General features: G+C 45.7%; 17 protein-coding genes and 3 tRNA genes. 6 read left to right on the top strand and 14 right to left on the bottom strand.

What is annotated here, in order from left to right; genetic code table 11:
• The first annotated feature begins 59 nt into the window (after positions 1–59).
• Positions 60–668: a DUF6198 family protein gene (locus ELS82_RS16350; protein ID WP_134836425.1), complete on the top strand. Its 609-nt coding sequence runs from the start codon at positions 60–62 to the stop codon at positions 666–668.
• Between the two features lie 68 nt (positions 669–736).
• Here the strand turns inward: ELS82_RS16350 and ELS82_RS16345 are convergent, their stop codons facing one another.
• Positions 737–1240 (bottom strand): flavodoxin family protein, encoded by a 504-nt coding sequence (locus ELS82_RS16345; RefSeq protein ID WP_134836424.1) that lies wholly within the window; start codon positions 1238–1240, stop codon positions 737–739.
• Between the two features lie 81 nt (positions 1241–1321).
• The gene (locus tag ELS82_RS16340; protein ID WP_134836423.1) at positions 1322–1789 is read right to left on the bottom strand and encodes an HAD family hydrolase; all 468 of its coding nucleotides are present in this window, start codon (positions 1787–1789) and stop codon (positions 1322–1324) included.
• Positions 1790–1958: 169 nt separating this feature from the next.
• Here ELS82_RS16340 and ELS82_RS16335 point away from each other — a divergent pair.
• The 3 genes from ELS82_RS16335 to ELS82_RS16325 all read left to right on the top strand — a co-directional run bounded on the left by ELS82_RS16335 (position 1959) and on the right by ELS82_RS16325 (position 2286).
• Positions 1959–2032, top strand: a tRNA-Cys gene (locus ELS82_RS16335).
• 61 nt (positions 2033–2093) lie between these two features.
• Positions 2094–2180: transfer RNA gene (locus tag ELS82_RS16330), tRNA-Leu, on the top strand.
• 32 nt (positions 2181–2212) lie between these two features.
• A tRNA-Cys gene (locus ELS82_RS16325) sits at positions 2213–2286 on the top strand.
• A 110-nt stretch (positions 2287–2396) separates the two neighbouring features.
• On the opposite strand, the gene ELS82_RS16320 is transcribed toward ELS82_RS16325, so the two are convergent.
• The 4 genes from ELS82_RS16320 to ELS82_RS16305 all read right to left on the bottom strand — a co-directional run bounded on the left by ELS82_RS16320 (position 2397) and on the right by ELS82_RS16305 (position 6318).
• Positions 2397–3419 carry a DUF4382 domain-containing protein gene (locus ELS82_RS16320; protein WP_134836422.1) on the bottom strand — a complete coding sequence of 341 codons (1023 nt, stop codon included), beginning with the start codon at positions 3417–3419 and terminating at the stop codon, positions 2397–2399.
• Between the two features lie 166 nt (positions 3420–3585).
• The gene (emrD, locus tag ELS82_RS16315; protein WP_134836421.1) at positions 3586–4794 is read right to left on the bottom strand and encodes a multidrug efflux MFS transporter EmrD; all 1209 of its coding nucleotides are present in this window, start codon (positions 4792–4794) and stop codon (positions 3586–3588) included.
• A 211-nt stretch (positions 4795–5005) separates the two neighbouring features.
• The gene (locus ELS82_RS16310; RefSeq protein WP_134836420.1) at positions 5006–5314 is read right to left on the bottom strand and encodes a cysteine-rich CWC family protein; all 309 of its coding nucleotides are present in this window, start codon (positions 5312–5314) and stop codon (positions 5006–5008) included.
• 77 nt (positions 5315–5391) lie between these two features.
• Positions 5392–6318 carry a DMT family transporter gene (locus ELS82_RS16305; protein WP_208733187.1) on the bottom strand — a complete coding sequence of 309 codons (927 nt, stop codon included), beginning with the start codon at positions 6316–6318 and terminating at the stop codon, positions 5392–5394.
• Between the two features lie 146 nt (positions 6319–6464).
• Between ELS82_RS16305 and ELS82_RS16300 the strand changes: the two genes are divergently transcribed.
• Positions 6465–6935 (top strand): Lrp/AsnC family transcriptional regulator, encoded by a 471-nt coding sequence (locus tag ELS82_RS16300; protein WP_134836419.1) that lies wholly within the window; start codon positions 6465–6467, stop codon positions 6933–6935.
• On the opposite strand, the gene ELS82_RS16295 is transcribed toward ELS82_RS16300, so the two are convergent.
• Both ELS82_RS16295 and ELS82_RS16290 read right to left on the bottom strand, forming a co-directional pair.
• The gene (locus ELS82_RS16295) at positions 6913–7968 is read right to left on the bottom strand and encodes a GGDEF domain-containing protein (RefSeq protein WP_134836418.1); all 1056 of its coding nucleotides are present in this window, start codon (positions 7966–7968) and stop codon (positions 6913–6915) included. The two genes, ELS82_RS16300 and ELS82_RS16295, sit on opposite strands and share 23 nt — an antisense overlap.
• Before the next feature lie 91 nt (positions 7969–8059).
• Positions 8060–8536, bottom strand: coding sequence for a MarR family winged helix-turn-helix transcriptional regulator (locus ELS82_RS16290; RefSeq protein WP_004412088.1), 477 nt, complete (start codon positions 8534–8536; stop codon positions 8060–8062).
• A gap of 367 nt (positions 8537–8903) precedes the next feature.
• Between ELS82_RS16290 and ELS82_RS16285 the strand changes: the two genes are divergently transcribed.
• Complete coding sequence (locus tag ELS82_RS16285) at positions 8904–10475, top strand: BCCT family transporter (protein WP_134836417.1); 1572 nt, start codon at positions 8904–8906, stop codon at positions 10473–10475.
• Positions 10476–10560: 85 nt separating this feature from the next.
• Here the strand turns inward: ELS82_RS16285 and ELS82_RS16280 are convergent, their stop codons facing one another.
• The 6 genes from ELS82_RS16280 to ELS82_RS16255 form a co-directional block, all read right to left on the bottom strand.
• Positions 10561–11280, bottom strand: coding sequence for a 3'-5' exonuclease (locus tag ELS82_RS16280; RefSeq protein WP_134836416.1), 720 nt, complete (start codon positions 11278–11280; stop codon positions 10561–10563).
• A 7-nt stretch (positions 11281–11287) separates the two neighbouring features.
• Positions 11288–13177, bottom strand: coding sequence for a DUF294 nucleotidyltransferase-like domain-containing protein (locus ELS82_RS16275; protein ID WP_134836415.1), 1890 nt, complete (start codon positions 13175–13177; stop codon positions 11288–11290).
• A gap of 137 nt (positions 13178–13314) precedes the next feature.
• Positions 13315–15063 (bottom strand): formate--tetrahydrofolate ligase, encoded by a 1749-nt coding sequence (locus tag ELS82_RS16270; RefSeq protein ID WP_134836414.1) that lies wholly within the window; start codon positions 15061–15063, stop codon positions 13315–13317.
• A gap of 242 nt (positions 15064–15305) precedes the next feature.
• Positions 15306–15494, bottom strand: a complete 189-nt coding sequence (locus ELS82_RS16265) for a hypothetical protein (protein ID WP_134836413.1) — start codon at positions 15492–15494, stop codon at positions 15306–15308.
• Positions 15495–15532: 38 nt separating this feature from the next.
• On the bottom strand, positions 15533–17890 hold the full coding sequence (locus ELS82_RS16260) for a fatty acid cis/trans isomerase (protein ID WP_134836412.1): 2358 nt from the start codon (positions 17888–17890) through the stop codon (positions 15533–15535).
• Positions 17891–17997: 107 nt separating this feature from the next.
• Positions 17998–19005: a DUF2955 domain-containing protein gene (locus tag ELS82_RS16255; RefSeq protein ID WP_134836411.1), complete on the bottom strand. Its 1008-nt coding sequence runs from the start codon at positions 19003–19005 to the stop codon at positions 17998–18000.
• Between the last annotated feature and the right edge of the window lie 3 nt (positions 19006–19008).

Genomic DNA, 19008 nt, shown 5'->3' with positions numbered 1-19008 from the left:
CTTATGCGTGTTTGATTCACATCAACTTTTCGTGAATCGTAAGGGATAGGAAGCCTAAAATGGATAAAGAACATAGCCTACGCGAGAACATGCTCGCGTTAATCTTAGGTAGCGCGCTGGTTTCTCTTGGCGTTATCTTCTTCAATAAAGTCGGTCTTCTAACTGGCGGTACTGCGGGTCTAGCAATCTTCTTAACTAAAGTCAGTAGCTTTAGTTTTGGTCAGATCTTTTTTGCGTTAAATCTACCTTTCTACATTTTATCTGTGGCTCGTATGGGGTGGCGCTTCACGCTCAATACCTTTATTGCTGTCACCATTGTTTCGTTCGCAGTAGACCATTTGCATCACGTGATTGAGATTGCTCGAATTGACCCGTTTTACGCAGCTTTGCTTGGGGGAGGAATGATCGGTATTGGTATGCTGGTTATCTTCCGTCACAAGATGAGCTTAGGCGGTTTCAATATTCTTGCGCTTTTCCTGCAGGAGCGCTACGGGATTCGCGCAGGTAAAGTACAGATGGCGTTAGATTGTACGATTGTAGTGATGTCGCTATTTATCGTTGATATTACGCTGATCCTGCTTTCGATTGGTGGCGCTGTGGCGACAAACTTAATCTTGGCTATGAACCACAAACCGGGTCGATACCAACCTCAAGCTACAACGGTTTAGAGTGATTAAAGATAAAGAAAAGGCTTGGCGCGGTGCTAAGCCTTTTTATTACAGAGCTTTCTTGCTTATTACTGAGCTAAAGCTCGGTTAAATCCTTCCAACTCCGCTGGTTCAACGTAAAAGCCTTCACGACATGGCGCATGTAATGTGCTTGCCAATTCCATATTGAAGTACTTAAACACATTCTTGAAAAATCCGTGGTAAATTGGGCAAATCTCTGGGCTTGCCGAACTTGCCATCACGTAGCTGCGTTTTCCCTCTAGTTGACGCGCTTTGGGCTTGAGAACCGCTACATCAAGCAGTTCAGTCATACGGTCAATTAACGATTTCATCGGGGCGGTGACAGCGTGCCAATAAACGGGGGAGGCAAACACTAAGTGCTCGGCGGCCAACATTTTCTCTACCAGTGGATAGAAATCATCAGCGGGGTAGTCATTGTTGTAGTTGTAAGGGGTAATGTTTAGAAAGTCGATATCTACGACTTCAGCGTGGTGATGTTGAGACACTTCTGAAACCAGCTGCGCGGTATTGCCTTGTTTGTTGGCGCTTGAGAATAAGACTAGGGTTTTCATTTGTGATCCTTTCAAGAGAGTAAAGCGTTGAAAAGGACTATAAAACCTCAACCTAGGTTGAGGTAAATAGGGAGGTGAAAGTTATTTTATCAGCTCTCGTAAGTACTCAATACGCAAGGTCGCTTCGGGTAGCGCTGTGTTCTGATTGTGGAGCAACACCGTATTTAAACCAGCAGCTTTGGCTGGGTAGATATCTTTTTCCAAGCTATCGCCAACCATAGTGACATCACTTGCCGGCTGCCCAACAGAATTGATGATTGCCCGATAGAACTCTGGATCTTGTTTCTCTAGGCCTAAATTTGCTTTACAGAAATAGCCACTGATATATGTGTCTAGACCGACACGTTGAAAGGCTTGCTGTATTTCAGACTCACTTGAATCTTGGGCGCTGGTGGCGATGTAGATAGCCGAAGATTGGCTAAGATATTTCAGTGTTTCTTCCGCTCCTTCTACGGCTTCGACATGCGGCCACAAGTACATTTTCCCTTTTTGAACGGGGAAATCGACCATTAGTGTGTTCCCCCAATCGAACAAATAGACTTTACTCATTGAGACTTCCTTGTAGTAAAAACAAACAAACGCGATCAAACAACCATCATATTGCTTCAAAACTCATCAAACAAAAGAAAAACGCACTTTTTTGTTTGACTCTCAAGGCTCAATCCGTAAAGTATGCAGCGAACGCAGCGGTGGGTAACCTAACGCGTTGAAAGAAAAGGGCGCCTTGGCAGAGTGGCTATGCAGCGGATTGCAAATCCGTGGACCTCGGTTCGATTCCGGGAGGCGCCTCCATTCTTTATTAAATTTTAGATGGTGTTTATTGTTCTAAACGGCATCACAAAGAAATTTGTGTGCCCTGGTGGTGGAATTGGTAGACACAAGGGATTTAAAATCCCTCGACGTTCGCGTTGTGCCGGTTCAAGTCCGGCCCGGGGCACCATCTCAATTTAGCTTTATGAGCAACCAAATAATGGCGCCTTGGCAGAGTGGCTATGCAGCGGATTGCAAATCCGTGGACCTCGGTTCGATTCCGGGAGGCGCCTCCATTATTTCGATTAAACCAGCCTAGTGCTGGTTTTTTTGTATCTGCTGTACAAGCAAATACAAAAAAGGCCGCCTGCATACACAAGTGGCCTTTGTTTGAAATTCGGTACTCTTAGAAGTTAACCGTAGTCTCTGAGCCCGCAGTAACAGTTAAGCCACTATCTGCAGCGTGGATATCAAAGTTACCTGTTAAGCCTTCTTCTGAGTCATTATTTGCGGTACACGTATAGCCCACTGAGTATGTGCCCGGTTTTACAAAGCCAAACTCATATTCGTAGGTTACGCCACCATCATCAAGAGTCACATTAGCAGCCGTAATTGGTGCTACTGTGCCTGAATCACTAGCAAATGAATCCATTTCTGCTTGAGTTACATTGCCCTCATATAAGTAAACAGCGTGGCTGTAAGCAAACGAAGAAGTGCTACTTTCACAGGTTCCCATTGTACTATCCGCAACATTACCAGCAATCTCACCGGCTTCAGTCGTATTCACAAGTGAAACAGAGGTTCGTTGGATTGTATAGGTATCTGAACCGTTCTTAGGTTCTTTTAGACCGCGACGTAAATCAAATTCAACTACGTAGTCATTATTGTCGTTGTTTACAGTGAACGTGTCGTTGAAGTACAACACACCCGCATTGTCGATAGAGCCTACACCTTGAGGGCATTTACCTTCGCCTTGTACGGTTAAAGGGTGATTACCAGTACCAACTGCTTCGACGTAAGAAGGGTATGTAGGGTGGTCGCCGTCGTTGGCAAACAGGCACAGTTTGTAATCTCCCGTTGGGATGTTTTGGTTTTCAATCAGCTCTTGAGCATCACCACCTTGGAAGTCAAGTAGGTTAACGCTTAATGGGATTGGGTCTTCGCCATCAGGAAGAGGGTTACCATTTTCATCAACAGGATTCCCTTCATCATCAGTTTTATAGACATCAAATAGGATAGGTTTATCAGAACCGAGCGGTAAGAATGCAACTTTGCTATAGGTGACCACAACTTGGGATACCTCATCGACAGGCGCATCAGAGACAGATAGCGTGACCGGAGTGGTACCTGATGACGAATCATCTGAGTTACACCCGGATAGAATTAGAGCGATGGAAGCGCTGAGTAAGCCCAGTTTAGTAAGTTTCATTCTATTTTGACCTCATTGGTTTAGTTGCGCGGCAGTATACAGTGAGGTCTAGGAGACGATAGTGAGTGAAAAGTTAATAATGACGACGAAATGTCAGGGAAAAGTGGGGAAAAGTCCTACATTGATAACCGTTCCAACATAGGCAGTTGGAACGGTACTTATAATACTAAACGGCTAAAGGCATTTGATCGTTAGACTGATCGTGCTTACGGTAGACGCGAATCAACCCGATTAACGCCAATAGCGACATTAGTAGCATGAGTGCTCCTAGTGGCATCTGGTCCGTAGTAGGAATCACTGAAGCTGCAAGCGTTGCTAGGCCAGCTCCAAGGTTTTGCATACCGCCAAGGACGGCGCCGCCAGTACCTGCGTGATACGGTAAAGGAGAAAGCGCACCTGTGGTCGCAGCTGGGAACAAGATACCAGCACCCAAAAAGTAAATGGTTGCACCGCCAATTAAGGTTAGTGCGGTTGTTTGCCCCATTAAACCAGGGATAAGAACAATCAATGAACCCGCCATGGTGGCAAACAGTCCAAACGTGAGTGCACTTTTCTCGTTCTTTTTCGCTGCAATGATGCTAGAAAGCGCTGCGCCAACCAAATAACCCGGAATTGGCAATACAAACAATAAGCTGACTGTTGTTGCAGGTAGCTGCAGTACGCCACCTAGCAGTACACCAGCTGCTGCTTCAAAGATTGCGACACCCGAGAAGATTGCAACTAAGCAGATCAAGTAACCCTGAAAGCGACGATCTGACAATACATAACGGTAGCTGTCTGTTACACGTTCGTAGCGGCGGTTTTCTTTTGGTAATGTCTCTTTAAAGCTCGTCATCATGGTGATCACAACAGCGATACCAAACAAGGCTAAAAACATGTAACTAGATCGCCAGCCAAATGCTTCAGATAAGTAGCCACCTAATACAGGTGCAACCAATGGTGAAAAGATCACGCACATGCTGATTAGGCTATTCACTTTATGTAACTCTGCGCCAGAGAAAACGTCACGCGTTAATGTACGCGACATCGCGCCGCCACAGCCGATACCAAGACCTTGAATAAAGCTACCAGCAAGGAACCATTCGTACTGGTGCGCGAATAGGGCTATGAGCGTACCAATGATATAGATAAACAGGCCAACAACGATGATAGGCTTGCGGCCCAAACGATCAGACAGCGGCCCATAAACAAACTGAGATAAGCCGTAAGGGATTAGGTAACACGCCATTACTGCTTGCAAAGCGGCTGGTGATTCCAAAAACTCACTTGCCATGTAACCAATAGAAGGTACATACATGGTCTGAGTCATTTGACCAACGGCAGTCAAAATAGCGATTAAGAATGTTAATTTAATGACTTGGGAAGAAGCGGACATTTCCAACCACACCTAAATTTAAAGCGCAAAAACGGCTAGCTTTGCGGTAACAAAGCTAATAAATAACATATAAAAGGGAACTTTCAGGCGCGAGATATTAGAGGGAGTTGGAGATGCGTGCAATGAAAAAGTGTGATCTTACGCAGGATAAATATTTCGAGTTTGGATTAGAAAAACTAATCCAAAATTTTATCGTTGAAAACGCCAATAATTATGCGGTTGGAAGCTTTGATAAGCATTTTCGACACAGGCAAGTGCTGTTATTTGGCAAAGCTGAAGTATCCCTTTTTTCGATTGAGAAACACCAACAAGTCTCTTTGCCTTGGCTAATATCGCATTGTGCTGGCTCTTGGCAAGAAGGGCATGTATGACTTGAAAGAGTGCCATTAAGCTTATTGATGGCTTCTTCTCGTTCATCATCAGTGATGTGACGCCAGTTAACAATTTCATCCATCGTTCTGTGGCAACCACTGCAGATTCCATCGTTATTTTTGCATGCCGCGATGCATGGTGTTTTCACGTTACATCGTCCATCTCATTTAAAGTTGGTGGGACTATACCTCTATTATGGACACACAGCAAAGTGTGCCCGGCTGGTTACTTTTCAAAGCTAGGTGGCTGGTAGTGCAGCGAGCGATCTTGTTTCATAAATATGTTACTCGCAATAACGCTCCCCAAGCTGATAAGGGTCAATGCTAGCCACACGGTACTACTTGGCTGTTCCGCGAAAATCGGCATGGCAAGTAATGTCGCAATAGCCGGTGTTGCAGCGCCGAACGCTGCGGTTCGCTCTGCGCCTAGGACGGATATTGCATGCAGGTAGGTAAAGGCGGCGATTAAGCCCGCTCCTACACCCTGAAGGAGGGTATGCCCTAATAGTTCTTGTAAAGGCCAAGAAGAGAGCTCAGTCGATAGGAGATGGCTGTCTAACACGCCAGTGAGCGTTAGGAGAAGCAAACTACACAGTGACATCAGTGATACTAGGCCAGACGTTACAAGTGGGTTTAAATCAGAAACGCGGGCACAAATGGTAAACACAGCCCACATCGCGCTCCCAGTTAGAAACAGTAGATGCCCCTGCAATAACTGAGGTGACGGGTTAGTGATGCTTTGAGAGAGAAACGTACCTATACCAACTACGACTAACCCAAGACCAAAGATACGGTGGGAGCTAAGAGGCTGTTTAAACAAAATGATTGCTATGCTAGATACAAATAAGGGTAGCGTTCCAGGGATAAGTGCACTGCCGTCGGCAACTGGCGCAAAACTCATGCCCGTACCGGCAACAAGAAGATAGGGAAGCCCGCTACCAATGAACATGCCTAACAGGTAACGTTTAGGCACCGCAGCGATAGCTTTGCGTGACTTAATTACAATCGGTAGCAGGATAAGGCAGGGGATCACAAAGCGTGTAAACGCAATATCTGATGTAAGTAACTCTGAATGAGCGCCGCTACGTAAAGAGAGAAAAAAGCCAGACCATAATAATAGCGTGGCGGCCATTGCCAAATATCCAGAAATCATGTTCATCCGTGAGCTATGTTTTAGTTCTTACTATTATGATGCGTAAGCGAGGGTTAAATCTGGCAATATTATTCATGTAATGATTAAAGTGTGGCTGAAAACATCAATATAAATGGTGGTTGCGCTAGAAACGTGCGGTATGGGATATGGATAAAATAGATAAACACATTTTGAGTCTGCTTCAGCAAGACGCCCGACAATCAACGGCAGACATTGCAGATAAAGTGGGGCTGTCAGCTTCACCTTGCGCGAGAAGAATAAAGCGGTTGGAAGAGTCGGGGATCATTGCTAATTATCGAGCTAGCTTAAACAAAGAGCTGATTGGGGTTGGAATGACGGTTTTCGTCGAAGTCAGCCTCAATAATCACCAAGCAAGCAGTATCGATGAGTTTGAATTTGCTGTGAGGGAAATGGATGAAGTGATCAGCTGCCACGTTGTATCTGGCGCGTATGATTATTTGTTGGAGGTCGTGAGCCATGACCTTGCAGGATACGAGTCATTTACCCGCAAACTGCAACGGCTTGAGAACGTTAAAGACATTCATACCCATTTGGCGATTCGCCAAGTAAAAGGGGAGAGTGAACTGCCAATTTTTAAGTCGAGCTCGCGTGACTGAGATTGCTTTGTTCACACAGATCGATGGCTGAGCCGAATTGATTTACGTATACCGAAGTCCGATCTCTACCTTGATGCTTAGACTGATACAGCGCGAGATCGGCGCGTTTCATCCATTCTTTAATCTCTTCGAATGGTTGAGACTCCGCAATGCCTGAACTGACCGTCATTGATAGGTTGCGTGGATATTCGGCCTGACGAATCTTTTTATTGATTCTGTTCATTAAGGTGAGCACCGAATCTTGTTCTTGCCCTTGCACAACCAGCAAAAACTCATCCCCACCAAGCCTAAACAATAGCTCTTCGTCACTCGTATGAGCTCTGATGATGTCTACGATACGGATAATCACTTTATCACCGACATCGTGGCCGTAGTGATCATTGACGGACTTAAAGTTATCAATATCGATGATGACAATACACGAACAAGGGTGATTCTTGAGAGTGCGAGTGAGGATAGTTGGCAGTTCATGGCGATTGTAAGCGCCTGTCATTGCATCGGTTACCAGCAGACTTCTGAGTTCTTGCTGAAGATTACGGATTGCACCCACTACCACGTGAACGATAATTGCGGTCACAATCAGGGAAAACACGTAGCGGATCGTGATTGAGAAATCTTGGTGCGTCAGCGCGGCAAAACCTGAAGCGGAAATCATAATAAAGTTAGCGGTAATGGCTTCACTTCTGGGCAACAGAAAGATAATGCTGATTATGATGGGGTAGAGCCAATAGGTCGCCAGTGTACCGAACACTTTCACTGATAAAACTGCAGAGAAGACCAGAAGGGCAAGTGGTATGTAATGCCCAAACAAGGTTTTCTTATTGTAGATAAGTGCTGTGATTTCTAGCAGTAATGAGATCTCAAAAGCAAGCAGAACCAAGCCAAGCATGATCTCCCCAATCAGAATGTTTTTAATTCCAAGGGGGATAAAGACCACTAGGGTTATTGAAGCGATAATCTTAAGTACTTGCTTTTGCTGCTGTACATCGAGAATAGCTTCATCATTTAGGTTTTCTAATCTGTTTTTTGTCATTCATGACGCCTTTTTAGCGCGTGGAACAAAGAGGGTTGTTACCTAAATAAAAGTAAGCGTAAAAACACAGTTAGGCAAATAAACTATAGGACTACTCGGGCTTAGTAATACTGCCTAGTTCTAGCACTGGTGCTACATCGATGTCTTCCGCGTTCATCATTGATGAAATGCGCTGTACTGACGAAAGCAATAATGACTGTTCCCACTCTTCGAGGCGTTGAAACTTAGTAATAAAGCTTTGCTGTAATGGTGTCGGAGCACTATTTAGCAACTCTTGGCCTTGCTCGGTAAGGTAAGCATGCACTTTTCGTTTATCTTTGCTGCTGCGAACGCGCTGAACTAATCCGTTACGCTCTAAGCGATCAAGGATGGTTGTGGCGGTCGCTTGGCTCATATTGGTATGGTCGGACAATTGTCTAATTGTCACTTCCCCTAACTCACGGATAGAGCGCATTAATATAAGCTGCGGGCCTGTCAATCCTGACTCTTTGCTTAGCTTTTTAGAGTGTAGGTCGATTGCTCGAATGATTTGGCGAATCGATATAAGGACTTCTTCGTGCTTTTCCAATGCGCTGCCTTTATTAACTAGTGATGAGAAGTAGGCGAAAATACATCAAATGAGTGATGAAAAAAAGCCTCATGCCCAACAAAATTTGATAGCGGTTATCCCACTATAACGGAAAGTCTTAGTAACTTACTTAGAGTACGAACGGTATTGTTGTCGCAGTGTAGGACGCATTGCGGATTATTCCATCACCTGTGTGGCAATTTTCTGAAAATATGGCTAAAAAACAGCTTATTACTGGAACAATGCAGCAATAAGCGTACAATAATGAGAGGTGTATCAGGTTATTGTGTTTAGATAATCATTTTTAGCTCTAATGATTTGTTTATAGAGAGCTGATACCAAATAGGAAAAATGCTAGAGAGGAACGATGACTAAAGGCATAGATAAGTACAGTATCGATAGTACCGATTATACAATCGGTCAAGATAACGTACAGAAGTGGGGATTTGACGTGCACAACCCAGTGTTTGGGTGGAGTGCAGGTCTTATAGCAGTTTTCTTAATCGCCGTTTTGGTTATGGATGCCGAGTCAGCCAAAGCGACTTTAGATGGCATCAAATGGCAAATTATAGGTAGCTTTGACTGGCTGTTCATTTGGTCTGGCAACATCTTTGTTATTTTCTGTTTAGGCTTGATCGTATCTCCATTAGGTAAGATTCGCCTTGGTGGTACTGACGCGACAGCAGATTACTCATACGTATCATGGCTATCGATGTTGTTTGCTGCGGGTATGGGTATTGGCCTAATGTTCTGGAGTGTGGCAGAGCCTGTCGCTTACTTCACCGGTTGGTACGAAACGCCACTGGGTGTTGAAGCGAATACTCCTGAAGCGGCTAAATTGGCTCTGGGTGCGACTATGTACCACTGGGGTCTACACCCTTGGGCAATCTACGGTGTAGTGGCGCTGTCATTGGCATTCTTTGCTTATAACAAAGGCTTACCTCTTTCAATCCGCTCTATTTTCTACCCAATACTTGGTGATCGCGCTTGGGGCTGGGCGGGTCATATCGTTGATATCTTAGCGGTACTTGCGACACTGTTTGGTCTTGCGACCTCATTAGGTCTAGGTGCTCAGCAGGCAGCAAGTGGTATTCACCATGTCTTTGGTATTGAATCTGGTCTTGGCTTGCAGGTTATTGTTATCACCGTTGTGACGCTACTTGCGGTTGTCTCAGTACTACGTGGTATTGACGGCGGTGTTAAAGTCATCAGTAACATCAACATGATCGTGGCGTTCTTACTACTGATCTTAGTTGCGTTGATTGGTTACGCGATTGTGGTTGGTAACATTGGTACGACACTGATGGCGTACGTTGAAAACCTAATCCCATTGAGTAACCCACACGGTCGTGAAGATGAAGCTTGGTTCCAAGGTTGGACCGTATTCTACTGGGCTTGGTGGATCTCTTGGTCACCATTCGTAGGTATGTTTATTGCGCGCGTTTCTAAAGGTCGTACAGTACGTGAATTCATTACAGCAGTTCTACTTGTACCAACGGCTGTAACGGTACTTTGGATGTCTACATTCGGTGGTATGGCAATTGATCAGGTTGTTAATGGTGTTGGTCAGCTAGGTTCTGAGGGTCTAACGGATGTATCACTGGCGATGTTCCAGATGTTTGATGTATTACCATTTGGCTCAATCCTATCGATCATTGCGGTAGTTTTAGTGCTGGTATTCTTCATCACGTCATCGGATTCAGGTTCACTGGTTATCGATAGTATTACCGCTGGTGGTAAAGTCGATGCGCCAGTGATCCAGCGTGTATTCTGGGCCTTCATGGAAGGTGCGATTGCGGTGGCACTACTTTGGATTGGTGGCTCTGAAGCTGTACAAGCGCTGCAAGCGGGTGCGATTTCTACAGCATTACCATTTACCATTGTCCTGCTACTGATGTGTGTTAGCTTGGTTCTTGGTATGCGTACTGAGCGTCGCTAATATTAGCTATCAGACAAATGAAAAAAGGGACGTTAATCGTCCCTTTTTTATTGGCTTGTTTTCAAAGACTAGAGCCGACGAATGATTACAGCCAGAGTTGCTTAACTGGCATCTTTCGATCGTAGTGATGAGCGATTTGCGCTTGTAGCAATTCAGCGGTTGCGACGGCGTCAGTTAAGGCGTGGTGGGGCGTATACTGAGGCAGTCCGTAACGAGTTCGGCTAGCGCCTAAGCGAACAGACTCGGGCTTTTTACCAAGGATCTTATTAAAAAGCCCACCGTATTGCTTCTGTTGGAGCTGAGTTTCAATATGCATTGTATCGACAACTGGAAACTCAATACCTTCCTTAATCCGTGCGAGAAGTGCCTTATCGAAAAACTCCCGTTCAATACGTTGATAATGAACCACCATAATCTTGCCCGCCATTTGCTCCAGCACTTGCTCATAGATGCCTGACAGGTCAGGTGCATCCAAAACGTCTGAGTGAGTAATCCCATGAATGACGACGGACTCTTCAGCCAGTTGCTTGCGCGGTCTTACCGTCCAGTGTTGAGCTTGGTTGATAAAGATACGATTCAAATTGAAAGGCACGGTACCTATGGTAATGATGTCGTCGTTATCGGAATCTAGCCCTGTGGTTTCAAAGTCCATTGCAAGAAACATAACGTCTTCTAGTGGCGTGTTTGGATCGGGTAACCCCGCCTCATAGTAGTTTCTTAAGCTGCTATCTTGCACGACTTCTAGCTTACGACTGAACTTAGCAGGCCAATCGATTGAGGGCGTCGACATAAGTTTATTAATCATTGACGCCTCACTTAAAGTTATTGCTCGCTTGGTAGCGGAACTTTAGGAAGTTTTGCGCATTGCTTAAGATCTGGAATGCATCTTTAAGGTTACGGCGCTCAAAATCGGATAAGTGCTCTGGCTCGATGTTGTTATCCGGTTCGACTTCATTCTCAACATCAAGCGCTTGGTGCCTGATACGAACCATCGAAATGAATTCAAGCGCATCACTTAAATCGCGCGCTTTACCTTTTGGTAAGATCCCAGCTTCATTAATGTCATCAAGGCGCTCAAAGGAATTTTTTGAGCGAGAGCCGACTGCTAAAGCATGAACACGGATTAAATCGGCCAATGGGGCTGTGCCACGGCGTTTAAGGTTAATGGAGTTCTTATGCTGACCATCTTTCTCCATCACAAAGTCTTTGAAAAAGCCAAGTGGAGGGGTGCGGTTCATTGCGTTACGAGCTAAACAAGCTAAGAAGCGGTTGTTCTTACGTGCGCGTCGGACAATGAAACCATTGAGCTGCTCAGCCCACTTTAGGCGGCCATAAACACCGTCGAGGTCGAAAAAGATCGACGCATTTAGCAGTGCTTTAGGGTTCGGGTCATCAATCCAATCGGCGAAACACTCTTCCCACTCAGAGCGCGTCATACGCCAGTCTGGGTTTGTTGCCATAATATCGCCGGTACAGTATGTGTAACCACACTTATCAAGTCCGTCACAAACCAGTGCGGACAGTTTGGCAAAGTAGGCGTCATGTTCTGCTTTGACGTAGGTATTGTCCAAGATAATGGCATTGTCTTGATCGGTCACTAGCAGTTGTTCGTCTCGGCCCATTGAACCTAATGCTACAAAGCAGTACGGTACGGGTGGCTCACCCAGCTCTTCTTCTGCTAGCTCGATAATACGCTGTTTGAAACTACGGCCGATAACCGACATCGCACTACCAACCATGTGTGAGTTAGCGTCTTCATTAACCAAGCGTACAAAACTGTCTTTCACCTGCACAGATAGCGCGGATAGTTCTTCAATAGATTGCTGCTGGAAGATACTGCTCACCAGTAACAGTGAGTTCTGCGATTCATAGCGAACAATATCGGTTGCTTCGATAATACCGATGGGCTGTTTGTCTTTAAGAACGGGCAGGTGATGAACGTTGTAGCGCAACATGGTCAGCATGGCTTCGTACACGTATGCGTTGTGGTCAAGTGAAATGACTTCAGTGGTCATGACGCTTGAAACATCATCATTTGGGTCCAGTCCCTGAGCGAGTACTCGAGTACATAAATCTCGGTCGGTGATGATGCCCACGAGTGGGTTGTTATCATCTTCATCATCGTCGGCCACTTCTGGATCAATAATGAGCAGCGATGAAACGTTCTCTTCTGCCATCTTGATTGCGGCGTTTTGAATCGATTCGGTTTTAGGAATCGATGGAGCTTCAGTTGTCAGCAGAGTGCGGACTTTAGACGTGGTTAAGTCGTTTTGTTCATTGCTGTTTGACACCGTTTGGCGCAGACGAGCGTTGTCTTCTACCTCAACAAAATCGGCGAATGACTCATGGTTGTCATACAGTTCTTGGAATACGTCTGCAGGAATGCAATAGAGCAGGCTATCCTTGGTTGCCTTAGCGGGAAAGCGTACCTTATTGTTAGTTAACAGGCCCATTTGGCCAAATAAGGCACCTTCATCTAGGCGGTTATAGAGTTCACCTTTGCGGCGATAGACTTCAATAACACCGCTTCTCACCATGTAAAGATCACGAATCTCATCGCCAAAGTGGATCACTGGAGTGTCTTCGCGATAGTAGGAGATTTCTACGTGTTTGGTCACGTAGTTCAGGACGTCATCTTCGAGTTCGTCAAATGGAGGGTGTTGGGAAAGGAAGTTTTTAATTTCCAGTAGCTCTGCTTCCATGAAAAATCCAATTCTTCGAGGGTGTTACCTCAATGGTACATGATCTTAGGGCTAAGTTCATGACTTGTCCGTTTGCTTAAAATAAAAGAGGCTTAACCTGACAAGTTAAGCCTCTAATATTGGGTATGGGTGAGCGATTAGCTTAGGCCGATAATATTTCCGTTGTCATCGAGATCTAAGTTCATAAACGCCGGTTTTTCTGGTAAGCCTGGCATGGTCATCACGTTGCCACAGAGAGCGTAAATAAAGCCCGCTCCTGCACACAGTTTTAACTCACGAATGGAGACGTCAAAGCCGCTCGGGGCTCCTTTGATGCTGCCATCGGTTGAGATAGAGAGCGGCGTCTTCGCCAAGCAAACCGCAAGTTGGTCATAGCCATGCTCTTTTAAACTCTTAAGCTGCTGTTTTGCAGTGTCGCTAAGAGTAATGCTGGCCGCGCCGTAGCCTGCTTCTGCAACGGCCATCAGCTTTTCTTCTGTTGCTTGTTCAAATCGATACAAAGGAGTGAAGCTCGTCTCTGTAGCGCATTGAGCGATCACTTTTTCAGCGAGCTCTAATGTGCCTTCTCCGCCTTTGGCAAAGCCTTCGCTGATTGCGACCTCAACGTTATTCGGCAAAGATTCCACCAGTGCTTTTAGCTCTTGCAGTTCAGCATCGCTATCTTGCGGGAAGCGGTTAATCGCGACGACAGCAGGCACGCCATATTTATTGACGTTGTTGATATGCCATTTGAGGTTTTCAAAACCAGCTAACAACGCGTCTGAATCGTCTTCGAATAATGAGTCAGGTATTGCTTGCCCCGGTTTAAGATCGTACAGACCTGAGTTTGCTTTTAGGCCGCGTAATGTCGCGACAATTACCGCACAGTCAGGTGCTTTGCCTGAGACTTGCGCCTTAATGTTACACGCTTTCTCAAAGCCCATGTCTGAACCAAAGCCACCTTCAGTCACCGTAAACTCACTTAACTTAGTCGCGATATTATCGGCTATGATCGAAGAGTTACCATGCGCAATATTAGCAAATGGGCCCGCGTGAATAAGGGTAGGGACCCCTTCAAGGGTTTGCATCAATGTTGGCTCAATGGCTTCCTTCATGCTAACAGCCATTGCTCCGGCAACTTGCAGATCTTCTGTTGTGACAGGTTTACCATCAAGATTGTAGGCAACCACAATTCTACCGATACGCGCTCGTAGATCTTTTAAGTCGCTAGCCAGTGCAAGAATTGCCATTAATTCAGATGCAGCCGAGATATCAAAGCCATCTTCACGTTCGTAGCCGTTGATATGTTTGCCCGGTTCATTATGGCCGACGGTTACCATACGTAAGGCGCGGTCATTGTGGTCCATGACGCGCTTCCATACGACGCGTTTAGCATCAATACGTAGCGCGGTTAATCCACTGCGTGCTTCAAAGTCATCATATCCATTGCGCTGCTCATGGTAGATGCGAGCGTCAATCGCTGCTGCCGCTAGGTTATGAGCTGCTGTTACGGCGTGAATGTCGCCGGTAAGGTGTAAATTTAACTCTTCCATCGGAGCGACTTGTGAATAGCCCCCCCCAGCCGCGCCCCCTTTTACCCCGAAGACAGGGCCCATTGATGGCTGACGAATACATGCGGTCACGGTTCGATTCAGCTTGGCAATGCCTTGAGCCAGACCAATAGTGGTGACTGTTTTGCCTTCACCGAGCGGCGTAGGGGTGATGGCCGTGACGAGTATTAACTTACCTGTATCACATTGCTGCAAACGCTCTAGGCTGTTTAGCGACACTTTCGCTTTATACGCCCCTTGGCTTGCGAATTCTCCTTCGAGTAATCCTACATGGTGAGCAATATCAGTGATCGGTGACAATGGTGTGTTTCGACAGATATCAATATCAGACAGCATAAAACCCTCGAAGTGGACACGGAATAAAGTTAAGCAAACGTTTGCGCGAAGATAATATCGACAAATTTGTCTTTGTAAAGTGGGGTGAAGCAGTTGGTTGTCTCTGCAGGGGATTATACGTTGTACATCTGATCTAAATCAAAACAATCGTGCGCATTTTGAATAAAGCGCGCGGTTTATTCAGAAGTATGTCGATAGAAAAAGTGCCCTTGGACGGGCACTTTCTTGGTTAAATTGTGGTGTTAAAACCAATCGTCATCAGGGAAGAGCTTCCCTTCTGGAGCGTATGGATCATCATCAAAAGGATGGGACGCTTTACTGCGTAAGCTATCCAGCTGATGTTCAAGCATTTGTACGGTGTCATAATCACCTTCTGAGCAAGCAACATATATCTGCTGTTCCAATGCTCTGATGCTATCGTCGATACCCATAGTGTCCTCCCTATGCGTTACCTGTGCCTGAAGCGGTTCTACCTATTCTCAAATCTATTGTAGTCAAGCAGGCCAAATTCGATAGGTTGATTTTCCTTATACCATGCATGAACTCGGTCACTGAATGTCCAGAATTCTTCAGAGCTACGTCTAATTGCAAAGGTATCCAACAACTTAACGTAATCTTGTTCTGTTTTAATATTTTTCAGCATAGTGACCAGTTTTGGAATCTCTTTCTCATCAAGAGATAGATACGCCGCTGGGTAACTTCCGATCACCCCGCGAACCAAGGTTAAATCGTCATTGTGTGGGTCGCGATTACTTTCCTCATCAAACAAACTGGAGATATTGGTATGGGCATTATTGTGCAGAAGGGTGAACAACTGGTCCTCACCTTGCTCAGATCTAATCATCATCATCACGATTTGAGGGACATAAAGTAGCCCATCCCCTTTAATTGAGTCGATAGAGCGCAGCAATGTTTCGTTACTGTGACTAAACCCGGTTTGCTCGATTTGGTAACGGTTAGTCAATATCGGGCTCATTTGCGTTTTGATGATGTCGTAAAGCTCAGCTTTAGGGTCGTCAGTTTGATAAGGAACCTGAGTTGGCTGATCGAACGGCTTAACATTGCGTTGTAAAAAGTCACTCATTTGTGAGCTTTGGTTTTGATACCAGCTCGATTGTTCAACATGGCGAACATCGCGTGGGAGTAGGGCAACAAAATTACTTTCACCTTCAAGGCGCAAGAAGTCCATAAACATACGAGTAATCAACTGATGACCAAAGTTGCCATAAACGTCAAAGCCCGCCACAAGTAGATAGTGAATACGCTCGATCAAAGCATAATCGAGAATCCACGCAGTTTTAGGTGGCTTACCGACCATCCCTTGCACGACAGAAGCACTATCGAAGTGTCTAAATACCGTTAACGCGGCATTTTGATTGGTCCCGTTACCTGTCCAAAGCACATCTGTGGTTAGGTATTGGCCACCTTCAAACCACTTGTTGATAAACTTAGACTTCGCTTCTAAGTAACGTGCTTGCTGACGAGAATACGAGACCCAATTTGAAATAGGTAACGTATTGCTTTCTAGCTCGCCAGGCAGTTTCAAATTATCCGCTTGTGAACGATAGAACTCGTTGATTTCCGGAAGATCAGCCTTATCTGGATCAATAAAGAATACCCAGAAACGATCGTTAATAACGTTAAGCGCAAGCTGACCACGGCACACAGGGCCTTTAATAAAGGCATTGATGGTGTTTTGCGCATTATCAAGCATGAACTGGAAGCGCGCGTTCACAGGCAGTTCAATAAATGCTGTCATTGGGTTGGCTGCTATCTGTGGTTCATATCCCGGTAGCTGAGCGACATGGTAGTCTGCATCGATGAACCACTCTTTCCAGTTTCTCATTCGTTGTTCATTCAATGCGAAAGGCATATGCGTTTTATCAACGATCGTGCCTTGCTCCGGGATCAGGCGATAGTAAACACGATTAACACCTGGGTCATCGTATGGGCGTCGTGTTGTAATACGCTTAACTGGTTCGCCCGGTGGCGTGCTTGAACGCACTAAGGTGAAGAATCGAGGTGTCGCTTCGTTTAAATCCGAGAAATAGAGGTGCGATAAGAACAGATGCTCGTAGATGTAGCGAGCCGTCAATTGAACTTTGCGCGAGCCTTTATTCAGTACTGTTTCGTATTCATTCACTAATGCCTGTTGCTCAAGCGTCAGTGGGATCTGCTTGTTCATGATGGCGCCATTTTGCAGCCAATCCATCAGCGTTGCGTACTCATTACTTGTGAGGTTAGGCATACCATAAGGCATTCCCCAAGTCGGGTAGTCCTGCGCATACTGATCGTACTCTTCGATAGTTGGGCAGACCTGACTGCGGTCAACGGCGAAATCAAAACCTTCTAACTGTGTCTGATCGGGTAACGGGTGCGCTTCTTTTTGCTCAAGCATACGAGCGATAAGGCCAGCCTGCATATTAGCGGTTGGGTTTTGAATTCGTTCATTCAAAATTGGGTGAAAGCCCATCTCTCGCCATTGCTCTGTTGTTTCTGCGTCTTCAAATAGACGACTTGGTGTCGCGGCTGTTAGGCGAGTTCCTTGATACACCAACTCTTTACTTGCCCCGCGGTCGGTGCCCTCAACAGAAGACATCTTGAGCTGACAAGGCGCGTCATAACAGGCATGGCAAACCACGCAGCGATTATCAATAATTGGTTTCACATCAGTTAAGAAAAAGTCACTTTCAGGGCTTAATACATCCACTCTGCGCTCACGGACTTGCTCCTGGCCGAAGAGTTGGTCGTAATTTAAGCCTGCGTAGGTTGCACACCCTGCGAATAGGGTGACCACTGCTAGCATAAAAAAGGTGCGTAAATTCATAACTATAATGACTCTTTTATTGATTTTATCATGCGTCAAAAGGATAGACGTTTCGCAAATAAAACACCATGCCTTATTGCTTTGGAGCCACTATATGTAATGGGTATCTATTGATGATGGGCATGTTTTAGTAGGCTCACACGTATGCTGTGATGAACCACCCACATCACCATCGCTGTCAGTGTGACCGCGACAAAGATCGAGCTAAATCGGTACAAAATAGAGAAAAAGGCATCCTTTTGTTCTGGGACGAGAGAGGTAGTAAGCGGAACCGCAAGCGCAGACATCGCAGAAAAAGCGATTGCGGCTTTAGCTTGTCCTTTTGTCATCCACAGGCAAAACGGGCCTGCGGCGATAGTGAAAGCCAGCCAAAATAGCAGACCCTCACTGAACCAACGACCAAGAACAAGCTGAATAATCATACCTGCTAAGCAGCCAAGGAATGTGCCCAGTATGCGAATTTTTGCAATCGCCATAGAGCCGGCTAGCGTCATTGGAGTCAGTACAATAAGGATCGACGCTTGTGCTGACAACGAGTCGTATAAGTCAGCGACTTGGAATAATACAAAGGCTGCCATCGCGACTACCCAGCCCATTGCGACTTGGCTGATATAATCAATGTCGCTTTTGACCGGAGTAGTCGGCAATTCGCTGATGTCTGACTTAGTTTCAGGCTCAGGGAACAGCCAATAGGCGAGGGCACATACCGCAATGTTAGCAATAACAATCACCCATAGGTTGACGTTAAACTCTTCAATATCAATAAAGTCATAGCTGGCAAAGTTGAGAACAATCGAGCCTACTAACAGGCCCATATAGCCAAACAAGTAGCTTTGTGGACGCATCATTGCGATACATTTCATCAGCATCATAATTCCGACCGCGATGAACATCAGTGTCGGGTGAAACTGCAAGTATTCAACGATAAAAGTAGCTTGTAACGTCGTCCAGATGGCCGATACCACCACCATCAATAATGTTGGTAGATGGAAACGATCAGCGCGGCTCAGTACAAACAGCGGCATCATCACTGCGAAAAAACCGTAAGACCAACCGAAGATCATGCTCAGTGCTAAGCCTAACGAGCATCCGAACCAGATTCGCATTGTTTTCATGCT

Source organism: Vibrio ouci (assembly GCF_004551525.1).
Classification (GTDB): Bacteria; Pseudomonadota; Gammaproteobacteria; order Enterobacterales; family Vibrionaceae; genus Vibrio; species Vibrio ouci.
The sequence above is the reverse complement of the archived record's forward strand: the minus strand, read 5'-3'. Positions and strand labels throughout refer to the sequence as shown.